The organism is Mucilaginibacter sp. SG538B (genome assembly GCF_013376065.1).
GTDB classification, from domain to species: domain Bacteria; phylum Bacteroidota; class Bacteroidia; order Sphingobacteriales; family Sphingobacteriaceae; genus Mucilaginibacter; species Mucilaginibacter rubeus.
This window is the reverse complement of the sequence record NZ_JABMJI010000002.1, coordinates 603,953-627,267: the sequence shown is the minus strand read 5'-3', so window position 1 is coordinate 627,267 and position 23,315 is coordinate 603,953. Positions and strand designations below refer to the sequence as shown.

At 40.3% G+C, this 23,315-nt stretch carries 26 protein-coding genes; 7 read left to right on the top strand and 19 right to left on the bottom strand.

Annotated features, from left to right (window positions below; genetic code table 11):
• Window positions 1–2: 2 nt before the first annotated feature.
• Together FHW88_RS12090 and FHW88_RS12085 are read right to left on the bottom strand one after the other, a co-directional pair.
• Window positions 3–905, bottom strand: a complete 903-nt coding sequence (locus FHW88_RS12090) for a HEPN domain-containing protein (protein WP_176625707.1) — start codon at window positions 903–905, stop codon at window positions 3–5.
• Window positions 906–928: 23 nt separating this feature from the next.
• Window positions 929–2,356 (bottom strand): hypothetical protein, encoded by a 1,428-nt coding sequence (locus FHW88_RS12085; protein WP_176625705.1) that lies wholly within the window; start codon window positions 2,354–2,356, stop codon window positions 929–931.
• Between the two features lie 185 nt (window positions 2,357–2,541).
• Here FHW88_RS12085 and FHW88_RS12080 point away from each other — a divergent pair, with 185 nt between their 5' ends.
• Together FHW88_RS12080 and FHW88_RS12075 are read left to right on the top strand one after the other, a co-directional pair.
• On the top strand, window positions 2,542–2,967 hold the full coding sequence (locus FHW88_RS12080; RefSeq protein WP_176625703.1) for a helix-turn-helix transcriptional regulator: 426 nt from the start codon (window positions 2,542–2,544) through the stop codon (window positions 2,965–2,967).
• Between the two features lie 91 nt (window positions 2,968–3,058).
• Window positions 3,059–4,060 carry a helix-turn-helix domain-containing protein gene (locus tag FHW88_RS12075; protein ID WP_176625701.1) on the top strand — a complete coding sequence of 334 codons (1,002 nt, stop codon included), beginning with the start codon at window positions 3,059–3,061 and terminating at the stop codon, window positions 4,058–4,060.
• A gap of 439 nt (window positions 4,061–4,499) precedes the next feature.
• On the opposite strand, the gene FHW88_RS12070 is transcribed toward FHW88_RS12075, so the two are convergent.
• The 10 genes from FHW88_RS12070 to FHW88_RS12025 all read right to left on the bottom strand — a co-directional run bounded on the left by FHW88_RS12070 (window position 4,500) and on the right by FHW88_RS12025 (window position 12,088).
• On the bottom strand, window positions 4,500–5,474 hold the full coding sequence (locus FHW88_RS12070) for a DUF5712 family protein (RefSeq protein WP_176625699.1): 975 nt from the start codon (window positions 5,472–5,474) through the stop codon (window positions 4,500–4,502).
• 43 nt (window positions 5,475–5,517) lie between these two features.
• Complete coding sequence (locus FHW88_RS12065; protein ID WP_176625697.1) at window positions 5,518–6,084, bottom strand: BfmA/BtgA family mobilization protein; 567 nt, start codon at window positions 6,082–6,084, stop codon at window positions 5,518–5,520.
• Window positions 6,085–6,465: 381 nt separating this feature from the next.
• On the bottom strand, window positions 6,466–6,783 hold the full coding sequence (locus FHW88_RS12060) for a hypothetical protein (RefSeq protein WP_176625695.1): 318 nt from the start codon (window positions 6,781–6,783) through the stop codon (window positions 6,466–6,468).
• Window positions 6,780–7,049: a helix-turn-helix domain-containing protein gene (locus tag FHW88_RS12055; protein WP_176625693.1), complete on the bottom strand. Its 270-nt coding sequence runs from the start codon at window positions 7,047–7,049 to the stop codon at window positions 6,780–6,782. The genes FHW88_RS12060 and FHW88_RS12055 overlap by 4 nt, the downstream gene beginning before the upstream one ends.
• A gap of 210 nt (window positions 7,050–7,259) precedes the next feature.
• On the bottom strand, window positions 7,260–8,021 hold the full coding sequence (locus tag FHW88_RS12050) for a hypothetical protein (RefSeq protein WP_176625691.1): 762 nt from the start codon (window positions 8,019–8,021) through the stop codon (window positions 7,260–7,262).
• Window positions 8,022–8,790: 769 nt separating this feature from the next.
• Window positions 8,791–9,411 carry a dCTP deaminase gene (dcd, locus tag FHW88_RS12045; RefSeq protein ID WP_176625669.1) on the bottom strand — a complete coding sequence of 207 codons (621 nt, stop codon included), beginning with the start codon at window positions 9,409–9,411 and terminating at the stop codon, window positions 8,791–8,793.
• Window positions 9,408–10,538 carry a hypothetical protein gene (locus tag FHW88_RS12040; protein ID WP_176625667.1) on the bottom strand — a complete coding sequence of 377 codons (1,131 nt, stop codon included), beginning with the start codon at window positions 10,536–10,538 and terminating at the stop codon, window positions 9,408–9,410. The genes dcd and FHW88_RS12040 overlap by 4 nt, the downstream gene beginning before the upstream one ends.
• Before the next feature lie 16 nt (window positions 10,539–10,554).
• Window positions 10,555–10,857: a hypothetical protein gene (locus tag FHW88_RS12035; protein ID WP_176625665.1), complete on the bottom strand. Its 303-nt coding sequence runs from the start codon at window positions 10,855–10,857 to the stop codon at window positions 10,555–10,557.
• A gap of 237 nt (window positions 10,858–11,094) precedes the next feature.
• The gene (locus FHW88_RS12030) at window positions 11,095–11,505 is read right to left on the bottom strand and encodes a hypothetical protein (protein WP_176625664.1); all 411 of its coding nucleotides are present in this window, start codon (window positions 11,503–11,505) and stop codon (window positions 11,095–11,097) included.
• A 1-nt stretch (window position 11,506) separates the two neighbouring features.
• A complete protein-coding gene (locus FHW88_RS12025; protein ID WP_176625662.1) occupies window positions 11,507–12,088 on the bottom strand; it encodes a hypothetical protein in 582 nt (193 codons plus the stop codon).
• A gap of 149 nt (window positions 12,089–12,237) precedes the next feature.
• Between FHW88_RS12025 and FHW88_RS12020 the strand changes: the two genes are divergently transcribed.
• The 3 genes from FHW88_RS12020 to FHW88_RS12010 are packed head-to-tail and all read left to right on the top strand — an operon-like array spanning window position 12,238 to window position 14,557.
• Complete coding sequence (locus FHW88_RS12020; protein ID WP_176625660.1) at window positions 12,238–12,687, top strand: multiubiquitin domain-containing protein; 450 nt, start codon at window positions 12,238–12,240, stop codon at window positions 12,685–12,687.
• A 5-nt stretch (window positions 12,688–12,692) separates the two neighbouring features.
• Complete coding sequence (locus FHW88_RS12015; protein ID WP_176625658.1) at window positions 12,693–13,070, top strand: hypothetical protein; 378 nt, start codon at window positions 12,693–12,695, stop codon at window positions 13,068–13,070.
• A complete protein-coding gene (locus tag FHW88_RS12010; protein ID WP_176625656.1) occupies window positions 13,070–14,557 on the top strand; it encodes a ThiF family adenylyltransferase in 1,488 nt (495 codons plus the stop codon). Before FHW88_RS12015 ends, FHW88_RS12010 begins: the two co-directional genes overlap by 1 nt.
• A 109-nt stretch (window positions 14,558–14,666) precedes the next feature.
• Here the strand turns inward: FHW88_RS12010 and FHW88_RS12005 are convergent, their stop codons facing one another.
• From FHW88_RS12005 to FHW88_RS11990, 4 genes are all read right to left on the bottom strand, one after another.
• Entirely contained in the window at window positions 14,667–15,146 is a 480-nt protein-coding gene (locus FHW88_RS12005; protein WP_176625654.1) for a hypothetical protein, read from the bottom strand.
• 542 nt (window positions 15,147–15,688) lie between these two features.
• The gene (locus FHW88_RS12000) at window positions 15,689–16,480 is read right to left on the bottom strand and encodes a hypothetical protein (protein WP_176625652.1); all 792 of its coding nucleotides are present in this window, start codon (window positions 16,478–16,480) and stop codon (window positions 15,689–15,691) included.
• Entirely contained in the window at window positions 16,480–17,598 is a 1,119-nt protein-coding gene (locus FHW88_RS11995) for a hypothetical protein (RefSeq protein WP_176625650.1), read from the bottom strand. Before FHW88_RS11995 ends, FHW88_RS12000 begins: the two co-directional genes overlap by 1 nt.
• A 434-nt stretch (window positions 17,599–18,032) precedes the next feature.
• On the bottom strand, window positions 18,033–18,680 hold the full coding sequence (locus tag FHW88_RS11990) for a hypothetical protein (RefSeq protein WP_176625648.1): 648 nt from the start codon (window positions 18,678–18,680) through the stop codon (window positions 18,033–18,035).
• 382 nt (window positions 18,681–19,062) lie between these two features.
• On the opposite strand from FHW88_RS11990, the gene FHW88_RS11985 reads away from it, so the two are divergent.
• Window positions 19,063–19,209 (top strand): hypothetical protein, encoded by a 147-nt coding sequence (locus FHW88_RS11985; protein ID WP_176625646.1) that lies wholly within the window; start codon window positions 19,063–19,065, stop codon window positions 19,207–19,209.
• Between the two features lie 91 nt (window positions 19,210–19,300).
• Here FHW88_RS11985 and FHW88_RS11980 read toward each other — a convergent pair whose 3' ends face one another.
• Entirely contained in the window at window positions 19,301–19,864 is a 564-nt protein-coding gene (locus tag FHW88_RS11980; protein WP_176625644.1) for a hypothetical protein, read from the bottom strand.
• A gap of 51 nt (window positions 19,865–19,915) precedes the next feature.
• On the opposite strand from FHW88_RS11980, the gene FHW88_RS11975 reads away from it, so the two are divergent.
• Window positions 19,916–21,328, top strand: a complete 1,413-nt coding sequence (locus FHW88_RS11975; RefSeq protein WP_176625642.1) for a protein kinase domain-containing protein — start codon at window positions 19,916–19,918, stop codon at window positions 21,326–21,328.
• Window positions 21,329–21,330: 2 nt separating this feature from the next.
• On the opposite strand, the gene FHW88_RS11970 is transcribed toward FHW88_RS11975, so the two are convergent.
• Both FHW88_RS11970 and FHW88_RS11965 read right to left on the bottom strand, forming a co-directional pair.
• Window positions 21,331–22,611 (bottom strand): hypothetical protein, encoded by a 1,281-nt coding sequence (locus FHW88_RS11970; RefSeq protein ID WP_176625640.1) that lies wholly within the window; start codon window positions 22,609–22,611, stop codon window positions 21,331–21,333.
• 13 nt (window positions 22,612–22,624) lie between these two features.
• Window positions 22,625–23,308, bottom strand: coding sequence for a hypothetical protein (locus FHW88_RS11965; RefSeq protein WP_176625638.1), 684 nt, complete (start codon window positions 23,306–23,308; stop codon window positions 22,625–22,627).
• Window positions 23,309–23,315: the final 7 nt, after the last annotated feature.

The window sequence follows — 23,315 nt, the reverse complement described above, 5'->3', positions numbered from 1 at the left end:
CATCACAGCGAAGCTGGCAGGGCCGGGGAATAATCCACGACCTCTGCCCGAACTTCAACTGTGGTCCTAGCGGTGCCCTGTGCGGTCTCTTTTTTTGCCAGTTCGGCAACAAGATCAAGAAAAGCTTTTACCTGTGTACACAGCAGGTCAGCTTCATGGTCAATTACATGATAGTTATCTTTATAGCGGGCGTCTGAGTAACTTGTAGACAGTACACGAAAAAGATGTTTTTCCTTTGAAAAATGCCTTCGGAATAACGCTGATGGCTCCGGCGAAAAGGATCTGCTAAAGTCAATCAAACGGCTAATATTATGAATATCGGAACGGTAACCTGTAAATAACCGGATCAGCGCGCGGCAACCCTGTTCTACTGCCTGATGAAGTAAGAAAATAACGTTATTATCAAAGTTGTTTTCGAGGCAAATGAAGGCGCTCTCCAAAAACCCAGAAGCAAGTTTGTAAATTCTTTCAAACGCCTCATTGTCTTTCAATACTGCCTCTTTCGCTTTTGATTCTTCATAATCAGGGATCATTGTAAAACCATCGGATGTATAAATGAGAACTCCGTTCAAACAGGCATTCAGAAAAAAGGTATCATAGTTATATACCAGGTTCATTACCGTTTCAAGTCCATGAGCGATTACAAATACACCTGGAAACAGCTTACTGATATAATCTTGCATCACATGTTCAATGCGTGTGATTTCAGTGGTCAATACCAGTAAGTAATAATCATTTGTTGAATTAGTTTGTGCTGGACAAAAGACAGTTTCATGCGAACTATATGAACTTAATGCGGCAAAACAAATGATTTTTTCAATTTGGTATTGAGTGTTTAATGCATCAGCTATTGCCTGCAATTCTTTATTTTGGTATTCAGTCAATTTAATGGGATTATTCTTCATTGTTAAATCTTTTTAAGACCGGGTTATTCATTTAAAAGACTGAGGATGAGTATCATTAAATCTGCTGCTTTACCCATCAGATCCATTATCTCTTGTTCTGAAATGTTTAAGCTGTTTCTAATCGTCTCGGGATACACGCTTTGCAAAAGATCATATAATTCCGGGCGCGCAGACTTTAGTTCAAGAAACCAATCTGATACCTTTGAATCGATAATCAAAGTCATCGTGACCAACCTGTTAAGATTGGGTATGGTGGTCTCAAAGCCAACTTTAACATCAAGATATTCCATTAACGTTGCCTCAATAGACCTATGCACGGCCTGAAGTGCATCCCTAAAGTCCTTTTTTCTAAAGTGATAGCTTATTTCAGTATAATACAGTCTTGCAAATTTGAGCCGTGATTCATGTTGCAGGGTATTTAAGGTTAATTTATTATTCCCGGCATTCAGGTTATCTAAACCAAGCCCATCCGTCTCGTAAATAATTATACCGTTAGTAAGTACCCATGTCAAAAATTTTCTTTCTGAAGTATTTCCATTTTTAATACTTGATACACTTGCAACAATCGTAGAAATATCAATTAATGGTTTAAGGCTGTTCTCGATCAACTCATTGACAAGGTAGTCCAATTCATGTCGTGGTTCATCGATCATGATATATAGTATATAACCGAACGGATTTTCCAATGTGCCGATCTGTATGATTGCCCTTACGGCGGGCTCAATATTCAAGATTGCCTTTACAACTTCTTTCAGAGCAAGTTTTGATGCCGGAGATTGTTCTATCGCCGGGGGTGCCGTATTTGTATCTGTTTCGGTTGTATGGTTAATATCCTCCTGTTGAGGTTTAACCTTAGTAGCTTTAAACTTGAAAAATGCATGCTCTGTATCCCGCTGAAAAATCAACCAGGCTGCGGAGTACATTTTTTTGAGATGTTCGTATACCGTAATAATCTCTCCCGGCGACATGGATTCATCGATGGCATGGGTGGACAATGCAGCAGCGAGCCATTCGACAAGGTGATCGCGAAACTCTTGCGGCTTTACCTCATCAAATGCAGCTTCAAGTATGACGTATGGATTTAATAATTCTTTTTCCGAAAGCTCAGCAGGAAACCAAAGCCATTCCTCTTTCTCTGCGCTAAGCTGCTCCACATCAACTTTCTTTTTCTCATAGGAAAACTCCTGATGCTCTAAAAAAAGCAGGTAAAGTCCTTCTATAAGCCGAATATTAAGCTCATAATCATGGAACAAAACTCCGGGACCAAAGCGTTTATCACTATAGAATCCATCATTAACAACATGGTGACGCCAGGTTTTCAAGGTTTCCTGGTGCCCCTCTACGTCATCGGCATCAAAGAAATATTTCACCGGTATCATTGGATCCATCACTTCTGAAAAACGAAGGAACTTCGGGGCATGGTCCCAGGGAGCATAAACACCACAATACATAAGCATACAATTTGATACCGATCTACATTGACCGGTAGTACAAAATTGATTAAGCATAACATGCTAAACCATCTGCAAAAGGTTTATCTTAAACACGCCAAGCGATATTTTACCAGTTATTATTTCTATTTTAGCATAACTGCACCTATATATTATTTTGCTATTTTTGACCAAAACAACATCCTATGAGTACTACCAGCGAAAAACCAACTCAAATCCATCACGGCCGTAACATCAAGCGTTTCAGGGAAATGTTGGGTATCAAACAGGAGGCTTTGGCTTTGGAATTAGGAGAAGACTGGAGTCAAAGGCGTATTTCGTTGTTAGAAGCTAAGGACACTATAGAAGATGATATTCTTGCGCAAGTAGCCGCTATACTTAAAGTGCCCGTTGAAGCTATTAAAAATTTTGATGAGCAGGCAGCAGTAACATATTTTAACACTTTTAACGATACCAGTGTCAATCACGGTCCATTTATGGGCAATTATGGAATCTATAATTTTAACCCTATCGAAAAATGGCTTGAAGTTATTGAGGAAAACAAGAAGCTTTACGAACGGCTGCTAGAGAGTGAGCGAGAAAAGATTGAAATTCTTAAGAACAAAGGTTAATAGCCAATAAAACTTTCTTAGGCAATGTAACTTAATTGATTTAAAGCTTTCTGGTTACCACATTGTTACTTCATGCACTCAACTAAAGTTTATGAAGGATCAACTACGTTATTATCGGCAGCAAAATGATCTCGAATACGAGGATGTAGCTTTCATGTTGGAAATACCCGTATCCAATTACGCGGATATGGAAAATGGCATTTCCGAATTGCCATTAAAGCTAATGATAAAACTTTGCCGGTTTTACGGGATCAAACCAGATGAATTAAAATCTAATCCTGAAAAAGAACCCGGAAAACCAGCAGAGCCCTTAGCTGATAATAAGCATGATCTCGTACATGAAGTTATTACCATATCCGACGGTGAAGAAGATGACGGGCATGACTATCCCCCTAAATATGACCTTGACCGATCCAAGCGTAAGATCAGCGCAAAACAGGCCATAGCAATTTTGAAGAAGAAGGGGACGGAAATAAATGAAGAGGAAGCAGAAAAAGTATTGGATTTCATCTATAAAATGGCACCGATCGCGATCAGTATAGCCGTGCGGGAGATTAAATGGCAGCAAAAACTTCGAGATCATCCGAATGGTTTTGCCATCAAAGGCAAAAAATATTCATGCCAACTTTGCGGCAATGGCAGCGATGAGAATCAACGCTGGTATGACCGCTTCGGTTTGAAATGTATGGCCTGCCAGAGCGCGGTTAATAAAGGCATAGTTTCTGGTGAGATTGTCTCCAATCATAGCTTGTTTTACACTGAATTTAACTTGGACCACTATTTTGGCTTAAAAGGGAAAGATCTCAAAGACTGGATCAAAAAAGGCTTGTTAAAACCCAGAGTTATACCAAGGTCAGACGGCAAGGGCAAGCATTATCAGGTTTTCCTAGTTAGTGATCACTCTACCTTTCTGCCGCCTATTGCGATGATGCGGATCGGTGGACTCGTGGAAGAAGAAGAGAACGGGAAAATAATCATTCGTAATTCGCATTGGTATGAACACGTCAATCCATTTGAATACTTGAAAGATTATGCCATTCTGAAATACATGAAATATAAAGAACCTCCAACCAATCCTCCCGCAACACTTTGAACCAACGCAGCGTATTTCTGTTTGATGATCAAGACAAGAAAGAGGCGAATGGTGCTTAACTATGGTAACGACTTGTTGAGCAGAAGTTTATCTCACACGCAAATATCATCTGCGCACACCCAGTCATATCACCGCTTAAACAACCGGAGCTGTTAGCAGGAAAACTGTCAAGGGCCACGGCGATAGCCGTGGTTTACATGCCCTTGACTGTTTTCCTGCGTAGCTACCTTTGTGGCTGCGGTGCTGTGACTAATCGTTATTCTGCGGGCAGGGAAAGGCAGGTGTGTATTAGGAACGAATACACTCCTGCACGTGCGGCGGCGAGGCTGGCGGCGCAATGAAAACCGTAGCGAAGCGCAGGGTGTAATAAAGCCGCCTGCCGCAGCCGCATGGCCGATCACCTGGTAAATAAAATCATCTGTTTATAATAATGCTTATGTCAACGTGAAATCTGTCTGCTCTTGGATTTCTTCTTTCGTTTTTTCTTTTCCTCGATCTCACTTTCTGAAACACTGTTAACTCCTCCTGTATACATTGGTTCCAGCATTACTTCCAGGAAGCTTGCTGCTGTCTTCCCTACTGCGGAGAACATGTCACCCGTCGTAGTAAACATACCATTAGCTACCCTTTGAGCAAGCTCATTAGCTACCGACCTGCTTTCATAATTCTGCGAAGCACCTTCTGCTAACATGCCCAGCTGTTCCCGCTGTGATAACTCCCCGTTCTTCTGCACGTTAGCGTATGCCATCGTATCTTTAAGCTGCCTGTCAAATCCAAACATACTGTCAAAAAGAGACTCCCCACTTTGCTTAAATGCCACACGGTCAAATTGGCCCATCTTTTTGGAATGCGCCGCGTTTCTGCCTCTTGAAGTGTTCATCGGACTAAGCTTGATCTTATTGATTATATCCTTACGGCTGACAATAACCTGCACATGCATCTGCTCTCCCTCCTTACGGTCACCCCGCTCTTTCAAGCCCTGTTTTACTTCCGGATCATTTTGACTGTAGTACCGATAGTTTTCCAGCTTGGCGAACCATAATAAATCTTCATTACTATGCACACCATCCCGGTTAAAGTTTTTTGCATAAGCATCCATAACCCTGACCGCGAATCCCTTCATCTGTTCTTTAGCGCCCTGTTCGCCATACTGCTCTTTTAAAAACCTGATCTCTTTCTGGCTCGGACTGATATTGACCAGGAAAAACTTAGCATCATCTTTACCCAACTTGGCAACATTGCCATCGACACTGTGCATGACCTGATAAGGTTCAATCCTGATCTGCTGGCCATTGAACCAGTATTCAGGCTCCTGCTTTTGATGAATCCGGTTTTCTTTTTCGAGGTAATTTACCAGCCCAGCGCTGCTGCCTTTATTTGCCGCTTCCTTGCTGTCCGTGATATTGATAAACATAACATCTCCTTGTCCCCTTAAGAGGAATTAATGTAGATAATGATTAAAGCAAACTGACCTGCGATCTGGAGAGAGCGATAAGTTCATCTTTTTCCCGACCAGAGGTCATCATCCCGAAAGCATCCCTGGCTTTGATGTAACTGTCCAGAATAAACAGGAACTGCTTTTTTAGATGTTCCTTACTTTTTTGGCTTTTCGAGATCGTATCCATCAGCCCATCGATTCCAGTTAGCTTTTGCGCCAAAGCATACTGATTGTTCAGTAAATCAGTATTTGCCTTGAGAACCTGGGTATTGAAACTTTCTATGATCTTGCCTTGCGACACAAATATCCTGTCCATTTCCGTTTTGATCGGAATGAGCAACATATTCTCCTGGTTTCTGATAAAACCGATATACTGCTGGTGATTCTTCATTAAAGCATTTTTTAATAATTCATCATTCAGGTCCAGTGGATCTTTCTTGCTTTTATAAAAGTAATCTACCATCTGAATAAACACCTGCCGCTTAGTCCTGCCCAATTTAAGGGCGATCTTTTCGAACTTTTGGTCTACGGCAACCGGGTATCGAACTGATCTTACATTAATATCTTCTACACTCATATATTCCATATTGATAGCATAGCTCTTATACAGTTATGCCATAATTTCTATATACAGAATACTCCCAAGTATCCTGTTTTCTTTTATTTCACAAGCGGAAACGCCTTAAAGTATCCCCGGAGGATACGTAAATCCCCCGTAGCGAAGCGGAGGGCAAGCAAAGTAGGGCTCTGCCCAACTTCCGCTTGCTCCCTCCGCTTTCGCGAAGCGACCGCCGCTTTTCTTGCTGATTTGCGAAGCAAATCATTACCGGTGCAGCTATTGGCTGCACCGGGTTTATAGATTATATAGCTGGATATCTTTCTTTACCTATATCTGAATAACAAGTTATTCAGATATGCAGCTATCAGTATAGCCCGATATGCAACTATGCCGATATAAACTATCGGGCTACACTTCCCAATCGGCAGGCCAGTAAACCTGGCTGCCGAGTTTGGGATGGTAAGACGGCTGATAACGGATGTAACCATATTCGTCGAGTTCTTTAATACACTTGTGATACGTTGCAATTGACGCTATCCGGCTAAAAGCCATCAGCGTTTTCCTGGTGACAGAAAACGGGCTTTTGAACGCACCGCGTTTCCATTGGACAAATAATGCGCTGAACAAGCTGATGTGTGTCGTATTCAGCCGCCCATCCGTGCTCATGCGTTTGAGCAGCTTACTGTAACCGGCAAGTTCACTTGCCGCAATTTTAGGATCACTCATTGCAGTCCCCCTTCCAGTAGCTTGTTGATGTCGTCGAGCTTGTAATACATGATGCTGCCGATACGGGTATAACTCAATGTCCCGTTGATTCGCAGATTCTGTAAAGTGCCTGGTGATATTTTCAGCAGCTTTCGTACTTCGTTACTTTTAAGCCATTTTTTGGACTGGCCCTGGCCATCCAGTTGAACCAGCCTTTTGATTTCTGTTAACAGTTCGCTTTTAAATTCATTGAGATCGCCTTTAGTGATCAGTTCACTTGCTTGCATAATCGCCTCCTTCGTTAAATCATTACTTAATACTTGTACCGCCGATAACGGGTACGAGCAAAGGTGTGAGCAAAGCGATATCATTCATTACCATAAACCAAGCCATGGTAATGGCAGCCAAAGCTTAGTGCTGAAAAAGAGCTTGCTGAATAGTTTTGAAGCAATTGTTAACGTTTGCCTGCAAAAAGAAAATGAACTTAAAACCCGAACTTAATTTGCCCTGCGTTTTGCCGGAGTGATATTAAAATGCTGATTTTCGGCGGGGATAGCAGATGACCTGCCGCTCGGGTTACCTGCGTCACGCGGATAATAGCGCCGTACACGGTCAAACTTTATCGGTTCACCGTCTTCCTGAAAGTACCGGCAGATCAGTTTGGCCCAGGTGATAGGCATCTGCGAGAATACCAGTTCCTTATCGCCTACTTTTAGTGCCTCGATCTTTTTGAACAGGTCAACTACGGTGAGGAAATAACCGCTGGCAATGTTGATCGGATAGTCGGTATCCAATTTCTCAGCCTCTCTACGCTCATCCATCAAGCGTTGCACTTGTTCTTTGAGTATTTTGATCTGGCCTTCCTTCTCTGCAATGATCTCCGCCTGGGTACGACCAAGGTTCCACTCATCGATGCTTTGAAGATATTCTGCAAACCGATTAAGGTGAAACTTGTATCGAAAGTTTTGGGCATGACTTGAAGTATACCTATCTTTTTGTCTTAACTGTGCAATAGCATCCTGTATGACTTCCCACACATACCTGAAGAACTCCTGCTCGGTTGCATCATTGTATTTGGATAAAAAGAATTGCAGATGGTACTTATATAGTTCATCAAATTCCTGTTCCCTCTTTCGGTAAAGCAGGTTAAGAAAGTGGTTATCCTCAACTTTTTTATTCCAAAAAAATGGGCGGCCTATATCAAGAGAATCGTTATTAAAATCGAACGGTGCCCGGTGTTTAAAATATTGTTCTCGCATAGATTGGACTTTAACCACAAGTTAATAATTTAAGTAAAATTCGCATTTCCAAAACGAAATAATACAGTATCTTAAAAATTAGGTTTTTATTGACAGTGTTATGCCTTATTGGACGGAATTGGAGTAATCTATAAAAGGTCTTCGATGCCTTTATGGGCTACCACAAGGGAAAGATGCTTACAGTAAGCTTCTTTTCCTTTTTTATTGCCTACTAATTCTTTGTTAATCAGTAAGATAGCCTCTGCTGTAAGATTGGGTTGGGGTGTTCGATATGAAACGCCATCGAAGACGAGTTTTCCGGGGAATAACGAACACACGATCTGCCTTTTCGTTTCCATACCTGCCAATCTGTAACGTTCATCCAATCCGATCAGGCTGTAAATGACCCTTGCTCAGCGATAAAATTTATTTTCGATCAGGGAGATGTGTCACTTTCAAACCTTTGATGCACCAATTTTGTAGCATTTGATGTTACTAATATCGCACAAACTTCACGTCTATCGCTGGTCGGCGGATTGTAATATTCAGATATTCGTCAAAGTTGGAGTCATAACTGCCGTTGCCACTATGAAATACACCGTCTATACCCTTAAGTTTATCTGACCGTGTCGGACAATTCCTATAGCAATCCTGCAATACAATTTGGCACTTTCGGGTAGGAGAAGTCGGCGAAGCCAAAAGCACGTCCGAAGTCAAAGGGTTTTTGGAAAATCTGAATTTAGGATAGAGGCATTGCATTTATCGGTAAGCGTTTTCGTTCAATGAGATGCTATCGATTGTTTTTAAGCCGCCAAAGTTCGGAAAGCGTTTTTATATCTTCATCTGAAATTGCCGCAGAAGGTTCTGGGCGAACGCTGCAAACGTATTTTCGCGGGTTGCTGAAATAATCGCTTTCTTCATCCGAGGGAACTAAAACCCCTTGAAATACCCGTGCGCCTACCACAAGCTTGATGGGGTTGTTATTGTTGTTGGTTAACTCTATCGACAAGCAGCCGCAATAACCGGGTTGCACAATTGTAGATACGGTTAAACCTAACCTTGAATAGGAACTGCGCATATAAAGCGTCAGTAAATGATCTTTAGGCATCTTGACATATTCAAGACTGCTGGCAAGTACCGTTTGATGTGGGTATAGAATAAATGTTTCACCGATTTGGCGGCGCGATTCCTGAAAAAAGAGTCTTACATCTCGTTGGCCTGTACCCGTTTCTTCATTTAATGAAGTATTGATAAATGCTTCGCGCCCATGCACTGACACTAAAAAATTACAGCCGAGGCGAAAATCTACCCCGATATGAGAGATTTGGGCTTCATCCAATAATGGCCTGATGACCATTTTTTGAGTGCCCAAAAGTTCCTTTATTTTCTTTTTCGAGGCAAAACCACTCATCTACCGCTCATCTCCTTCCAATCTTTTAATATAAAATAGTTGCCAATCGATTTCTCAATAAGATTGTTCAGTGATTTATAGATCACTTTACTTGGCAAGTCGCCTGCAATACCAGCATTTGTTTTGAAGCTTTCGGCCCCTTTAAGCCAAATTTTCCAGGCATATGGAAAAACACCATGTAGTTCAGCGGAATCAGCAATTTCCAAAGGAAGAAAATTGTAAAAATCGTCGGAACTAATGGGTTTAAACCGCTTTATTAGTTCTTGCTTGGTAATGTTCTTTGTGTACGTTTTTATTTTATCTCCCAACGCGTTTGTCGTGCCGTCGAGAAAATCATTAACAATTTTCAAACGATTTTCGCTGGACGGGTGGCTATACGAAGTACGGTTAGCACCTTTTGATTCGAGATATTTCAGGTAATGATTTGAAGTTTGCCCGATGTATTGTGCTGCAAAAAGATCACAGAAATATTCGCATAAATGGTTACGCAATTTTTCTACGTGTATTTGATTTTGCGAAAAGTCGAAGAATGGCTGGATAGCCGTCCATTCGAGCGGCTGATATTTGATCATTTCGGTTGCCATCCTTTTCGAAATGCCAAAGTAAAGGTCTATAAAATGCCCTAACTCATGGTAAAGTATTACCGAGGAAAAATAATCCCTCGCTAAAATTTCGGGTAGGTTTATTTGAACAAGGCGCTTATTAAAAGTAATTCCATAACTCGCCTGCATAGAGCTGTAAATGTAATCTTCACTCGCCAGCTTTTCGTCGAAACTATAGGCATCTATATCGTTGTTCAGGCTGGTAACGATAATGAATGATTTTGTTTCGATCCAGTCTTCCATGGCCAGGTTTAAACATGATACAACCTCAAATGGGATTGTATTCAACGTACTATCCATCAGAAACTCTAAGCTTTTTGCGATAAAATTCAGTTGTTCCTGTAGAACGAACAAGTCTGAATCATCCAGCGGATCAGGAATGCTGGCTTTTATAGCATCAAAAAGGGTAAACAAGGTATTCTGATAAGTCTGTTTATCAGTATCCGAGTAGCTGTTGTTTTTGGCTTTATTCAGGAATATTTCGCACTGCGATAGATGAAGATCTAATAATTGAGTATATTCCATTGAAAGAACAAAGCGTTTATGCCATTACCGTATTTCGGTGATCATTGATGATATTAAGTATCAGTGGCAAATTATCATTCAAATTATCGGCATTGATAGGTTGTAGGTTGGTCGAACCCCAATCAAATAGGAATAACTTAATATTTAAACCAGTGCGGTCAATATCAGCGATATTCTTTTCATGACGAGCTAAGCTGGCGGCATCAAGGATGATAGGTTCCACGATACGGAAATAGGCTTGATTTCCATTGATCGCATGATTTAGAAACGAGGTAAAAAAATCAAGCTCAACGTACTGCTGGTTATGTGATCTTAACATAGACTAACGTTAGCATTAATTAATTTGATACATAAATTTAACAATCATTCACGACAAAGGTTCAAGTATATTAAAAAATAATTACAAATTTTTGCCAACATCAAAATAAAAAATCAGAATAAAATTCTGATTAATAGGATGTTATGCCAAAAAGAACGTTGTTAATAACTTGTATAGAACGAATATAAATAAAAAAGGCGCAACAAAGTGCGCCTGTCTTAAAAAAAATTTGCCTTTTTAAGCAAGTTCCCGTTCTATAGCATCCAGCCGCTCCAACAAGGCCACGACATCTATTTGATCGAAAATAGCGGCAATATCTGAATCGGCAGTTGTGCCTTTGAAATTGAACGCTGGAACTCTTTGTTGCACAAATGAATTAACCAATGTAATAATGCGTTCCGGTGCTTTTTGCATCAACCAAGCGATTTTTTCAGTTACCGCATTGAATAGGTTTTCCTGCTCACGGGACGCCGCCTTTTTCATTAATTCAAATTCATATCCATTTATTTTTCTTAAAGTATCATTGACCAGGCGGTCTGGATTTATCCCCTCGTTTTGCAATAGCTGTGAGGCGCTTTCCTCATCATTTTCACCTATATCTAAAATCGATTTCAGATATAAGTCATGAATTTTTTTAACCCTGTCCATATTAATTGCTAAGTTGTTTCCGTAATTCTGTTAATTTTCTATCTATCCGCTTGGTTGTGTTGTAAACCTGGTTTACCGGCATATTCATTTCAGCGGCTATATCTCTCGGTGGTATTTTATTCAGCAGGCAATCGAATATTTGATAGGCCTCCAGATCATCACTGAATATCTCTTTTATTTGTGCCTCCAGTTCCTGCGCTTCTAATAACTGTTGCGGGTCAGGCGACTGGTTAGGGACTGTATCTTCAATAACTTCGTCTATATAAGTTGTTGCGTTAACCTCTTTCTTTTTCAAGAAGTTATACCTGATACTATCCACTGCTCCTTTCAAAAAGTCATACAGGTCGGGATATTCCACAATGTTCCAAACCCGTTCTTCCATCCATAATTGTCGTATCGCTTCATCAGCAAACTGGTACGCCAGGTTTTTAATATCAAAACGTTCAGCAAGCTGCGGAAAGCTTTTTAACCTGTTTAATGAATAAAGATGTAGCAGTTTGATAAGCTTCTCCCAATTTGCCCCCCTTAATCTCTCCAATAAAGCTTCACTCGAAATTGTCCCTGTATTTTCTGTGTCCTTCATATATACTTATGCTATAAACTTCGCATTTTTTGCCGTGCTGAATGAAATTTATTTTTCATAGCGTTGATGGCAAAAACACTCTATGACTTAGCATTTACTTACAGAGGGCCCGGATGTCCGGCCAGTTTAAACAAATAAATTTAAAAATCATGGAAAATAAAGTTTTTGATCTGACCATTAATGGTAAACAGTACCGCACAGAACGTGCAATTATCAACGGCGAATTTGTTCTGGAATTGCTGGGGTTACGCCATTCCACTGACTACGAAATTCTAATGAAGCTGACAGACCGCGAGTTTGAGCCAATTGAATTAAAAGAAGATGTTGATTTGAAAAAACCGGGGATAGAAGCTTTTTTAGTTAAGCCTTACCATCATGTATCTATCGAAGTGGATGACGAAAAGTACCCGGTGACAGAAGTTTTGATGACCCCAAAGGAGATTATGGTACTTGCCGGCCTTGACCCGCAGAAGCATTACCTGAAACAGATCATTGGGCATACCGATATTACCTACAAAAATGACCCTGACCACGTTATTGGTATCGTTGATTGCATGAAATTCAGCAGCTGTAAAATTGCTAACACCACTGTTTCGTAATTAAGATGGGCATACAGGACATCGTTCAGCAGCTTATCGAATTAGGCTATGAACCTCAGATTTATCCCGAATCACCCAATTACCCTGGAGGTTTTGTGTCGTTCAAATTTAAGGTGCCACACGGTAGATTTATTGGCCAGGAGGTTGAGGTCGCGTTAAACGCGCCTCAATTTCCAATGATTCCACCTTCGGGGCCCTATATTAAACCACATTTACTGCCGATCAAACCGTTTGGGCCGCAACCTCCTTTTGATGGCATTCATGCCCGCATGGTGCCGACAAATGATTTTCAATATTGGAGCAGGCCATTTCACGGTTGGAATGAATCGGGTAAGACGGTTAAAGATTATATATGCTTTTTAAGAACTTTATTTGATTTCTGATGAAATACAGTGTAGTAATAAGTGAAGAACTGCAAGTTAAATTAAAAAGACATTTGATAAGGGCTGACGGCCAGGAAGACCTGTGTTTTGCTTTGTTTAATTTGTCTACCGGTTTGGAGCGAACCACAGCTTTGATAACCGAAGTCTTACTCCCCGATGTTGGAGATCGTAACGTACACGGTAATGTAAGTTTCAATGCCGAATATTTTGACCGCATCAGCTCAGTAGCGTTAAAAAGAGGCTGTGGTATCGTTTTTATTCATAGTCACCCGTCAAGCGGCTGGCAGCCTATGAGTAATGACGATATAAAAGCCGAAGAAATGTTATCCCCGAGAGTTAAAGCGGTTACAGGGAAACCTTTAGTTGGGATGACAATAGGTACAGATGAGGCGTGGAGCGCGCGTTTTTGGATAAAATCAGCACCAAAGACCTATGATCGTTTTTTTTGTGAATCTGTGCGGGTGATTGGTAAAGGGTTGAGGTTAACTTATTACGATAAGTTAATACCTAAACCATATTTCAACGAAGCCTTTTCAAGAACAATATCAGCCTGGGGGGATAATAAACAGTCGAATATCGCAAGATTAAAAATTGGAATTATTGGCTGTGGTAGTGTTGGCTCTGTCATCGCTGAAGCCTTGATAAAGACAGGCATACAGCACCTTGTTTTAATTGATTTCGATACAGTAGAAATGAAAAATCTTGACCGGCTGCAAGGTATAGGCCCGGCTTCAGTAGGTAAAGCCAAGGCCTATGAATTAAAGGCTCATTTAGACCGGGTGAAAGTTGATCAGAATGTAAAAGTGCTGGCGTTGCCGTATAGCATAGTCGAAAACGAGGGTTTTTTAAGTGCGCTGGATTGTGATATTTTATTTTCCTGCGTAGACCGACCGTGGCCAAGATTTATTCTTAACTGTATAGCGTATGCCCATATGATCCCAGTAATTGATGGTGGCATAGATACGAATCCAAATAAGTCGGTAACCAATCTCGATCAGGCGAGATGGAAAACTCATGTAGTCGGCCCTGAGCGCCGTTGTATGTGCTGCTTGGGACAGTATTCGCCCGAAGATGTTGCTTTGGAACAATCGGGATTATTGGAAGATCAGAATTATATTAAGTCTTTGCCTAAAGATCACTTTGTTCATCGGGGTGAAAATGTGTTTGCTTTTAGCGTAGGGGTAGCAGCGATGGAGATGCAACAATTTTTATCTTTTTGCCTGCAACCCAGGGGGCAGTATTATGGCCCTAAAGAATTTGATTTTAATTCTGGTACGATTGATAGCGATTTCCCTTTTGTGTGTAATGATAAATGTGAATACTTGTTGATGTTAGGTTTAGGAGATATAGCTACGCAGGGGCTGACGAGGGTGCATGAGATTGCAGAGCGCCATCGGGCGAATTATTTGATTTCTCCGGCACCGAAAAAAGTTAGTGTCTTTACAATAATAAAGAATTTCTTTGCGGGCTTATTAAAGCGTAATTAATAGTTGGGCGTTCTCCGGTTCCTGCCGGGGCCCGGCTATCCGCTATATCCGCTGCGCGGGATGCCGCTCCTATCCGTAACGCGCAAAGATTAAAATTATTAGACAGTTGTTATTTATTTGAGCAATCTTGAATAAAATCCAATTCGTCAGCAGTATATGAACCCCATATTGTTTGATTGACCGAATACTGTTTTGCCGCAATGAATGGCTGGTATTTTTCGGTTAAGGTATTTGTAATTTCACTTAAACAGGTTCCGAGATCATCCACAAATTTAGTTAAGAAAAAGCAAGAAACGGTTCCATTACCAAGGATGACATGATTGCCAGCGATATTCAATTTTGAACCGGATCGAACACCTAAAATCAATTCCTTGATAGTCATGCAATAACCGATATACACATCCAAATCCTTATTCGTTGCAATATCTACAATCAGGTCTTTAATCTCCTGTGGGTTTTCACAATTGGCAAAGTATTTCTGCGCCCCAATAAGGAAGGGAATCGTGAGCCCATCGCCTCCCTTAAGCCGCCACTCTGTTAATAAAATTTTCCAATAACAATCTTTTATCGTGCTCGCTACCACTTTCATAATAACATATGTTTTACCTGATAAATATAACTTAATCTGTTCAATGAAATCTGTTATTGTGATTAGCTACTGATCGGCAAGGCGGATTAGTACAGGCAGGTTTATCCATTCATTACGCTATCGCTTCATTCATTACTTCACCCACCTGTACGACAATAAAGCAGGGAGTATGGCTGGCGGTTACCCCACGCTTTACCCCTGCCACGATTTCGCGTTGCTACATCCAGGCACTTTGGCGCTTACCGCCCTCCATACCCCTGCTTTCACACTCATTTAAAACAGGCTTTTCGCAAAAAGGATAAAAAAGAAAAGCGAAACTACTGTCCGGCAGCCCCTGCGCAACCATAATGGCCTCCCGGCCACCTGCGGGACTTATGTTGCTCCGGGCCTGCCTCCCTGGCTTCTGATGCTTTCTTTTTTATCCTTTTTTCTTTGTTAAAAAGACTTTTGAGGAAGGGGTTAAGAAAGAGAAAAATTAACAGAGTTTTTCACCTTTCAACGGTCTGTATCACCCGTGAGTTGCCTGCTAATGAAATTGCTGGTTATGCAACTTTTTGTTTAATATTCGACTTTTGAAATGCAATATTTAAGTTATTGAGATCGGTTTGATTTTGGTCTAAAGACGGATTTGCCCTTTTAGGATATGGTCTAATTGTGTAACGACAAAGCGAAATTAATTTCGCTTTTCTACTTTTAGAACCTTGAAACCAAACATATTTATGTTTGGGTTGCCTATAGTGAACTTTCCATCCGTGAGCAACCAAATCTTTTTTCTTTAATTTTCGCCTTCTCAAAGATCGTTCAGAAATAACATTTCCTGCCAAGTCTTCAAAATATTCTCTAAGTCTTCCTGGTTCCCTACCAACTCCTTGTCCAATGTAATACCAATTACATGCCTGATATACTGTTCCAATTTCGCCAGCTTCTGGATCAGAGTAGGCATAAAATATTTCCCATCCAAATTCTTTTTGTGCCATGGCTACGGCCTTCGAAATAAAAAAACTCGCCGCATTGGGTGGTGCTAGATGAGAACATGCGCCCCTTTCCAAGCAAATACTTTTTGGTGATAATGCTAAACCACATATATTTCTGCTTTCATGACTTGAGGGAACACCAAAGTTAATCGCGCCAAGCAAAACGCCGTTCTTAAAAAGTCCGTAGCAAGCAAAAGCCCTGCCCATAGTCCCTAACCATTCGTATTCTAAAATTATTCGTTTCGACTCGTCTCGAGTGATTCTACGAACAAAACAATCTCCAAGATCATCAAATGGCTTACAATCAATATCTTGTTCTGCTTTCTTATCTCTAATAATCCTTTGGTGGCTTTTTAACATCAGTACGGCTTTTTCCCCCCCCAAAGTCGGAATATCCAGATCAAAATAGCTGCATTTAAAAAAGCAGCCGCAATTTTCCAATAAGTGATGGCAAATATTATCTGTTGTAAGTTTTGTTGCTTTAGTTTGGAATAATCCAGGCCAACCAAAAGCGTGCATATAACCCACAGCAGTGTGGTAAGGACAACTTGAAGCCAAAAATATGAACCATCTTCAAGCTTTAAGTCCATATTGATGCGCGGGCTGTTAAAGTTGAATGGGAGTGAGGTAGTAATACGTGAGAATACGAAGCCTAGGTTTTCGGTTTTCTCATCGGTGTAACGCTTAGGGGTGAACTTGATAATCCGATAATCGGATCTTGTAGTCAATTCTATCCTATCGTTAGAATCAAAACGTAATGAATCCTTGCCTTTTAAAATGGTTTCAACTGTTGCATTTCCTTTTTGACCAGGATATTTGAAGCTAAAATCGATCGTGTAGGTTGTACCCTTGACAAGTTTGTAATATGATTTATAAATTGGTTGATCAGCTGTGCCTGAATTTTGAATAGCTGGAGAAACGTCCATTTCTATTCTTGCGAAGACTGTTTCATCTCCCTGCTTCGCAACATAAGTATGCGTCGAAGCAAGTTGATCAGTAACTTTTTCCCATGCCTCTACCCCATATATAAACTTTCCGCTATCACCTATAATATCTTTTCCAGCAAAGGCATAAAATCCATCATTTGTAGATTCAGGATTGCCATTTGTCAGCTTAGGCCTAAATGGAAAGTTGTTGATAAGTTCATTAGTGAAATTGTTGTTGTCTTTTGGGTAAATGTAGTTTCCTAACTCAACCATAAACAATAATCTATTGCCATCTTGATAGCATCCTTTCAAAATTCCCTCGCGAACAGGATGATACGAATAGCCTGCCACATAAAAACGATCAACAGCTATTATTACAGCCTTTTCATTCTTCAATTTTAAGTATGTATCTAATTGAGTCCCATCAAAGTAATGCTCAGTGTCTGAATAAGTGTATCTGTACTCATTAATCCACCCCGATGGATAAAACAAGGTATTTAGCAAATTAACCTGATAACCAAGTCTATACCCCGAATTAAATAAATACACCATTGAATGAATTCTAAATTGATTATAGTAAAGTTATAAAATTTAAGGCTTATAATAATATGTTCGACAGAATTCTTAAGTTCCAACTTTTGCAAGTTAAAGCAATCTAATGTTCAGAATAATTGAAATTTTATATACTTGATTATAAGTATTTGCGGCAATATCAAGCGAAGTAAAAATGGTGAGTGATTTCTGTTTATTAAAAATCAATAGCCGGTGTCGTTAGCGATACGAATAAATTCACTATCCTCCATCAAGGCTGGAAATCCAATGGCGATAAGGTCGTCATAAAGTGGTTTAATACGGGCTATTATATCCATTAGATAAGCTTAGATAAACTGTAAATATACGCTACGATATAAGTGTGTAAGACCAACCTTAAAGCCAAAAATTTTGGCTTTAAGGAGGTAGTTAATGTTTAAATCTCGCGACGATAATCAATCGATACCATGTTTTAGCCGGAAGTCCGGGTCGGTCATATCTCCGTGATAAAAAGTTGGCATCACCTCTGGCTCGCTATAACCGATATCACCTGCAACACGCGGAAGCCTTATTTGGACTTTGGAATGCCGTACGGGCTTTTTTGCGCCTGCCGGGTAATCGAATATGACAGTCATCAAGACCTCCAACTCTGTCGTTTTGATGTCTACATCGATAACCCAGGTTAATTCTTTTGGGTCCATTCCCATCATGCGAATATTTTCATAGGCGCGATTTTCTGCAAAGGCCAGTGCCACCTCGTGAAAACCTGGCCATATTTTACCATCAAACTCTTTACCGGCGACAATTGGCGCGTAGACACCTTGTGCAAGTACATTGCTGGCCGGGAGCTCCGGTGGCAGGTTTTCCAAGGTTTTCCTCCGTTCATCGACGAACAGTGTGGGAGGGTTCAGAATGATGATCTCCGCCTCGTTCAGGTTAATCATTGAACAATCTTTGTCTGCCAGTAAAGAGGCACGAGAGGAATAGCCAAAGTACGCCGCCACAAGTTCATGCGCGTGGGACGATTTTAACTGAATTCCGTAATTGTTTTGAGTGAAAGCGCGTAACGAATCTGCGCAAAGTTTTGTGATCTCAAGTTTCATAGCAACTTTTGTTAATATTTTGGCTCATACGGCTACCGTGAATGTTTAAAGACAACCAAGCCAATGGTTAACAAAAAATTTGCTTTTGACTTGTGAATAATTTATTGGCCTCGCGTTTCAGTCATTCACAACTGGGGCGCTCGATTCCTATAACGAAAATAGGAAAGCGCATTTATAAAAACAAGGGAAATTTTAATATCCTATTAAATTAAGTAATCGGCTACTAAAACTTAATCCGTGCAATGTATAGGTAGGATTGTTTTAAATATTCGTTGGCTGTCACTGATGAGATACACATTTTATACTCGACATTGCCATGTGGAAAAATAGCTTTTTCTGAAAGTCGATATGTACGTATCTTTACCTATATTATTATTAGACAATGGCTAACCAAAATATAAATGTAAAAGATGTGGTGAAAGTGGTCAAGGCACAAGTTGTTTCTACTACTAAACCAATCAAGGTACAACCACCTACAGACATTACGAATGTAAGAGGTGATACCTTTATACCTGATATTAAATTGTAAGAGATTATGGCTAAGGAACAAACTAAAGTCGTTGCGGCGAATATACAAGTCAAAGCTATTAAGACACAGCCGGTAACTGACGTAGTAAAAGTTATGAATGGTGCGCATAAACGTCCAGAAGGAATCCGATAGTCGGGGATAAAATTAGTCCGATTACAGTAATCTTTAATGCCCGCTGGTTTCTGGCGGACATTTTAAGGTTTAACGTATCATTCTTTTCACTGCGGACTTTATTCTCTTTGCATATATGCAATATGAGTTGAAGATATTGTTCGTCAGCAGAATCTTCCGCATTGATCATATTGTTGTTGATCAGCGTCTCGGGGTTATTACCTGGAATTCTAATCGTGTAAGCGGTCAAGTTCTTAAAAAGTAAAATGAATGCCGTCAGAAGCGTTAGCAAACAGCAAACGGCGGTGAAATGCTGGAAATCCGTGATCTTTTTCAGGTCCGTTAATATATAAACCCCTAAGCCGGTTATTACAGGCACTAATAGAGAAGTAAGTTTATCAGCTTTGTCTCTGATAGATTTTGCCGATTCTATGGAATGTACAAGCAACTTTTCTGTTTGTGCCAGTGTCAATTCTGCGCTCTTTTGAGATATTTTATCCCAATGCGTTATATCCTCCGGCCAGTATTTTTGGTGACTGCTCATTTTATTTATATTGCAAATTACGGATATTACCAGTTAAGTCATTGTTAAAATATGAGATCAGCTTCCGAAGCTCAAAAATTGCTAAATAGATTAGGTGCACCGTTTTGGAAAGTAACACGGATATTAAAACCTGGCGGGCAGGGCTTTACTTTTGAAGTCATCAATACTCATGATGATCAAAAAGGTGTATTCAAATTGCTAAAAGCCGACAATGACTTAAGTCGCCAGCGGTTTATGAGAGAGATTGGCTTTTTATCAGATAGCAAATATCATCATCAAAACATCGTAAAAATTCTGGCTCATTCTGATGATCCCAACAACCTGTGGTATATATCAGAACTAGGCATCCCATTAGATAAATATTGGGTTGATTTTAAGCAAAAACATAACGATCAGCCTGGAGAGTTGGTAAATAGGGCGGTTTTTATTGTAAAAGAAATTTTAAATGGATTAACAAATTTACACTCAAAGACCAGCCCGATTGTTCACCGTGATATTAAACCCGGTAACATTGTGGTTATCGGTAAGCAACCAGTACTTATCGATTTTGGGACCGTGTTTTTACCTGATGACACCAGATTGACGCATACGGATGATGCCATTGGTAATAGAAGATTTAGCCATGACAGTATGATGTACCGTTTAGATGAAGTCTCACCGTGGTTAGATATATTCCAGCTTTCACAGGTTTTAATTTGGATGCTATCTCAAGACCCGGTAAAAAACTGGCAAAGACCGTTGGATTACAGGTATGTAAGGTATCTGCCAAATATCGAAACACAATATATCAACTCCCTGTATGCTTTTACAGGTAGTTGTGCCGATGAGTCCATCGCTCCCAAGGCTGCGGGAAACGCTATTGAATTACTCGACAGCCTGTTTTATTTCCCTAAACACAATCTATCCACCGAGAACCTGGATACTATTAAGGTTGCGGTTGAAAACGTAAAATTAAACCACACGATCAAAACTGCCAACGACACAACTGAACGATTAGAAAAGCTACAGTTGATTGATGGTTATTCGACGTTATATATCAAATTTCATGATGAATTACTTACCGTAATACAATCATTACTTAATGAACTTAAAAAAGTAAACTTAAGTAGTTTTGTAGTGCAGAGCGATGGTCTCACGCCAGGTCCATTTGTTACGAAATGCAAGAACGGGCAGAAAGGCCATAACCAGTTGCAAACAACCCGCATCTACAGGATAGTCGCTGAGGAGAATGTATATTTTACATTGAACTTTTATAGCAGCTTTATGTATGATTGGTTTGCGGCGGGAGAAAACCCATTCTTTTTTCAATTTCAAGCACACTTTGGAGGAAAAAGCAACAGCTTGATAATTGCAATTGACAAAAACGGATCACCATTTAACCGCGATTTGGGGAAGTTGTCCTTTGAAAGAATTATTGAAATTTTGAATAGCTGGATAGCCGATCCTGCACTATGGAATATTTAGCACTATATATTTACATGAAAGCCCCCTTTTTGTTTGATGTAGGTAAACACACATCTGGTCATTGCCTTATCGCCAGGTGCGATATACCATATTGATTCTTTTTTCTCATAGTGCGGTTGTATAACCATAATTAATTCACCCTTAGTGTGGAAATCGCGCGCAATCAGTCTCCAGTTGATTGTCACTGTAGATTCGCCGATCATTTGGGGATGAATAAAGAAAGTATAGGATTCAAAGCTATCCTGCTGAACCAAAGTGTCATCAAACGACTTTATTCTGCCCTTATTTGTCCCGGTTTTCCTGCTGTGGGTTTGGTAAGTTTTATTGATCCCTTGTGTAATGGTGGGGCCTTCGATATCAAAGTCCTGGAAAGAACCTGTAAGTTCAAATTCCAATTTATAATTTTCAATTACCTTTGCCCCAGTGTTTTTGATAAAGATCTTAAAGGGGCACACCGGTTTGTAATCGTATGTTTCGTTAAAGAGATCCATTTTATCCATCTCTTTTTTTCGCGGAAAAAGCTTAGGTGGCTGCCCGTTGATTAAAATCGTCACATCACCTTTTTTGAAATTCCTTTGTGGGATCAGCGACCGCAGGTTGTTCTTGACCCGATGATAAAAGGGTAACGATTTATTAATTTCCTTATATGCTTTCCTAAAAGCCTCTCCAAAACCTGCGGTTTCCTCTTCGTACTCTTGTGGGGTTTGTTGTCTGTGAATCTGCACATCCATCAAAAATTCCGGATGAAATACCTTGGAGGTTTCGCCATTGTCCAGCGTTACAGCGACCGCAAATTGCCCTATCAAATCCTGGTTATTCAGGTACCAATTGAGCAACAATGAATTTTGCTGTATCACATCTGAAATAAACTCCCAAAAACAAATTTGTATGGAGAACAAACCTTTTTCTTGACTTGCCTGGGAACATTCCCTAACATATTCCTCAATTTCCTTGCCCCGATACAATGATGTTGCAATAACCAGGTGCCCCAAAGCTGGCCTAAATTTTATGGCCTTTTCAATTTCTGAATCAATTTCAGTTTTTGCCAATTTATTGAAAGCCCCGCTTTTGAAATGCAGCCGTTTGTTTTTGCACTGAACCCCATACGGCGTTACTTTCCCTTTGGGAACACCGACAATATCAACTCCGTCCTGGCCTTGTGCGTTAGTCGAGTTAAAATCTATTTGATCCGGAATTTCCCACAATAAACCGAATGCGCGTAAACATATCTGTTCAAAAATAGCCCAGTCCTCCGGCGGCGGTAATTGAAATTTTGCTTTCATATCAGTCTGATCTTCAAATTTTTCCGGGTACGGGCAAGCTTAACAATATACTCTTAACGGTGTCACCCCAATCGGTCAAACGACGATGGCTTACCTGAATGATATTAGGGTCTTGCTTCCAGGCTAGTTTTCGATCGCTTTCCGTGGGTAGTTTTAAAGTAATGGAAATCAAACCAAGCGATTCGAATGCATAAAAAGTATTCCGGCCAAAGTTGAGGAACGTTTTATCAGTCAGGCTTTCCAGGTCAGCAACGGTCAAACTGTCAATGATATGGCTAAAGCGTTGGTAGAAATCAAAGGTAATTTCCTCCCTTGCCAAATATTGCGCCGCCATTGCAAGATATTTTGCTTTTTGTTCATCATCATACCTATCCAGTGCTTTGATAGAGAACTTGCCAAACTTGGTGCGGTATTTTTCATCACTCTGTATTTTAGCGATCATCTGCTGTCTTTTATCGTTTGGTGTTTTACCAATAGTTTGCAAAAAGACCACGACTTTTTCTAAGAAAATAGCGTCCCGGATCGCTTGAGTAGCTTTGATGCCTTTGACCAAATGAGAAATGATCGGAATATTTTCGCCTACATTCATTAATTGTTCTATCGTATAATCCGATAGCTCACCGACAATTTCCAGCAAATCTTCTTTTGCCACGGACGTTTCCAACGTTTCTCCAACTATATTTAAGCTTTGCTCCATGGCGATC

Bases quoted from the DNA above. Each gene is read 5' to 3' on its own strand.
- FHW88_RS12035 (WP_176625665.1), bottom strand. From the start codon at position 10,857: ATGTTAAGATCACATAACCAGCAGTACGTTGAGCTTGATTTTTTTACC.
- FHW88_RS12040 (WP_176625667.1), bottom strand. From the start codon at position 10,538: ATGGAATATACTCAATTATTAGATCTTCATCTATCGCAGTGCGAAATA.
- FHW88_RS12050 (WP_176625691.1), bottom strand. From the start codon at position 8,021: ATGCGAGAACAATATTTTAAACACCGGGCACCGTTCGATTTTAATAAC.
- FHW88_RS12080 (WP_176625703.1), top strand. From the start codon at position 2,542: ATGAGTACTACCAGCGAAAAACCAACTCAAATCCATCACGGCCGTAAC.
- FHW88_RS11980 (WP_176625644.1), bottom strand. From the start codon at position 19,864: ATGAGCAGTCACCAAAAATACTGGCCGGAGGATATAACGCATTGGGAT.
- FHW88_RS11995 (WP_176625650.1), bottom strand. From the start codon at position 17,598: ATGGTGTATTTATTTAATTCGGGGTATAGACTTGGTTATCAGGTTAAT.
- FHW88_RS12055 (WP_176625693.1), bottom strand. From the start codon at position 7,049: ATGCAAGCAAGTGAACTGATCACTAAAGGCGATCTCAATGAATTTAAA.
- FHW88_RS12090 (WP_176625707.1), bottom strand. From the start codon at position 905: ATGAAGAATAATCCCATTAAATTGACTGAATACCAAAATAAAGAATTG.
- FHW88_RS11965 (WP_176625638.1), bottom strand. From the start codon at position 23,308: ATGGAGCAAAGCTTAAATATAGTTGGAGAAACGTTGGAAACGTCCGTG.
- FHW88_RS11985 (WP_176625646.1), top strand. From the start codon at position 19,063: ATGGCTAACCAAAATATAAATGTAAAAGATGTGGTGAAAGTGGTCAAG.
- FHW88_RS12020 (WP_176625660.1), top strand. From the start codon at position 12,238: ATGGAAAATAAAGTTTTTGATCTGACCATTAATGGTAAACAGTACCGC.
- FHW88_RS12070 (WP_176625699.1), bottom strand. From the start codon at position 5,474: ATGTTTATCAATATCACGGACAGCAAGGAAGCGGCAAATAAAGGCAGC.
- FHW88_RS11990 (WP_176625648.1), bottom strand. From the start codon at position 18,680: ATGAAACTTGAGATCACAAAACTTTGCGCAGATTCGTTACGCGCTTTC.
- FHW88_RS12015 (WP_176625658.1), top strand. From the start codon at position 12,693: ATGGGCATACAGGACATCGTTCAGCAGCTTATCGAATTAGGCTATGAA.
- FHW88_RS12030 (WP_176625664.1), bottom strand. From the start codon at position 11,505: ATGGACAGGGTTAAAAAAATTCATGACTTATATCTGAAATCGATTTTA.
- FHW88_RS12065 (WP_176625697.1), bottom strand. From the start codon at position 6,084: ATGGAATATATGAGTGTAGAAGATATTAATGTAAGATCAGTTCGATAC.
- FHW88_RS12060 (WP_176625695.1), bottom strand. From the start codon at position 6,783: ATGAGTGATCCTAAAATTGCGGCAAGTGAACTTGCCGGTTACAGTAAG.
- dcd (WP_176625669.1), bottom strand. From the start codon at position 9,411: ATGAGTGGTTTTGCCTCGAAAAAGAAAATAAAGGAACTTTTGGGCACT.
- FHW88_RS12005 (WP_176625654.1), bottom strand. From the start codon at position 15,146: ATGAAAGTGGTAGCGAGCACGATAAAAGATTGTTATTGGAAAATTTTA.
- FHW88_RS12010 (WP_176625656.1), top strand. From the start codon at position 13,070: ATGAAATACAGTGTAGTAATAAGTGAAGAACTGCAAGTTAAATTAAAA.
- FHW88_RS12075 (WP_176625701.1), top strand. From the start codon at position 3,059: ATGAAGGATCAACTACGTTATTATCGGCAGCAAAATGATCTCGAATAC.
- FHW88_RS12025 (WP_176625662.1), bottom strand. From the start codon at position 12,088: ATGAAGGACACAGAAAATACAGGGACAATTTCGAGTGAAGCTTTATTG.
- FHW88_RS11970 (WP_176625640.1), bottom strand. From the start codon at position 22,611: ATGAAAGCAAAATTTCAATTACCGCCGCCGGAGGACTGGGCTATTTTT.
- FHW88_RS11975 (WP_176625642.1), top strand. From the start codon at position 19,916: ATGAGATCAGCTTCCGAAGCTCAAAAATTGCTAAATAGATTAGGTGCA.
- FHW88_RS12000 (WP_176625652.1), bottom strand. From the start codon at position 16,480: ATGTTAAAAAGCCACCAAAGGATTATTAGAGATAAGAAAGCAGAACAA.
- FHW88_RS12085 (WP_176625705.1), bottom strand. From the start codon at position 2,356: ATGTATTGTGGTGTTTATGCTCCCTGGGACCATGCCCCGAAGTTCCTT.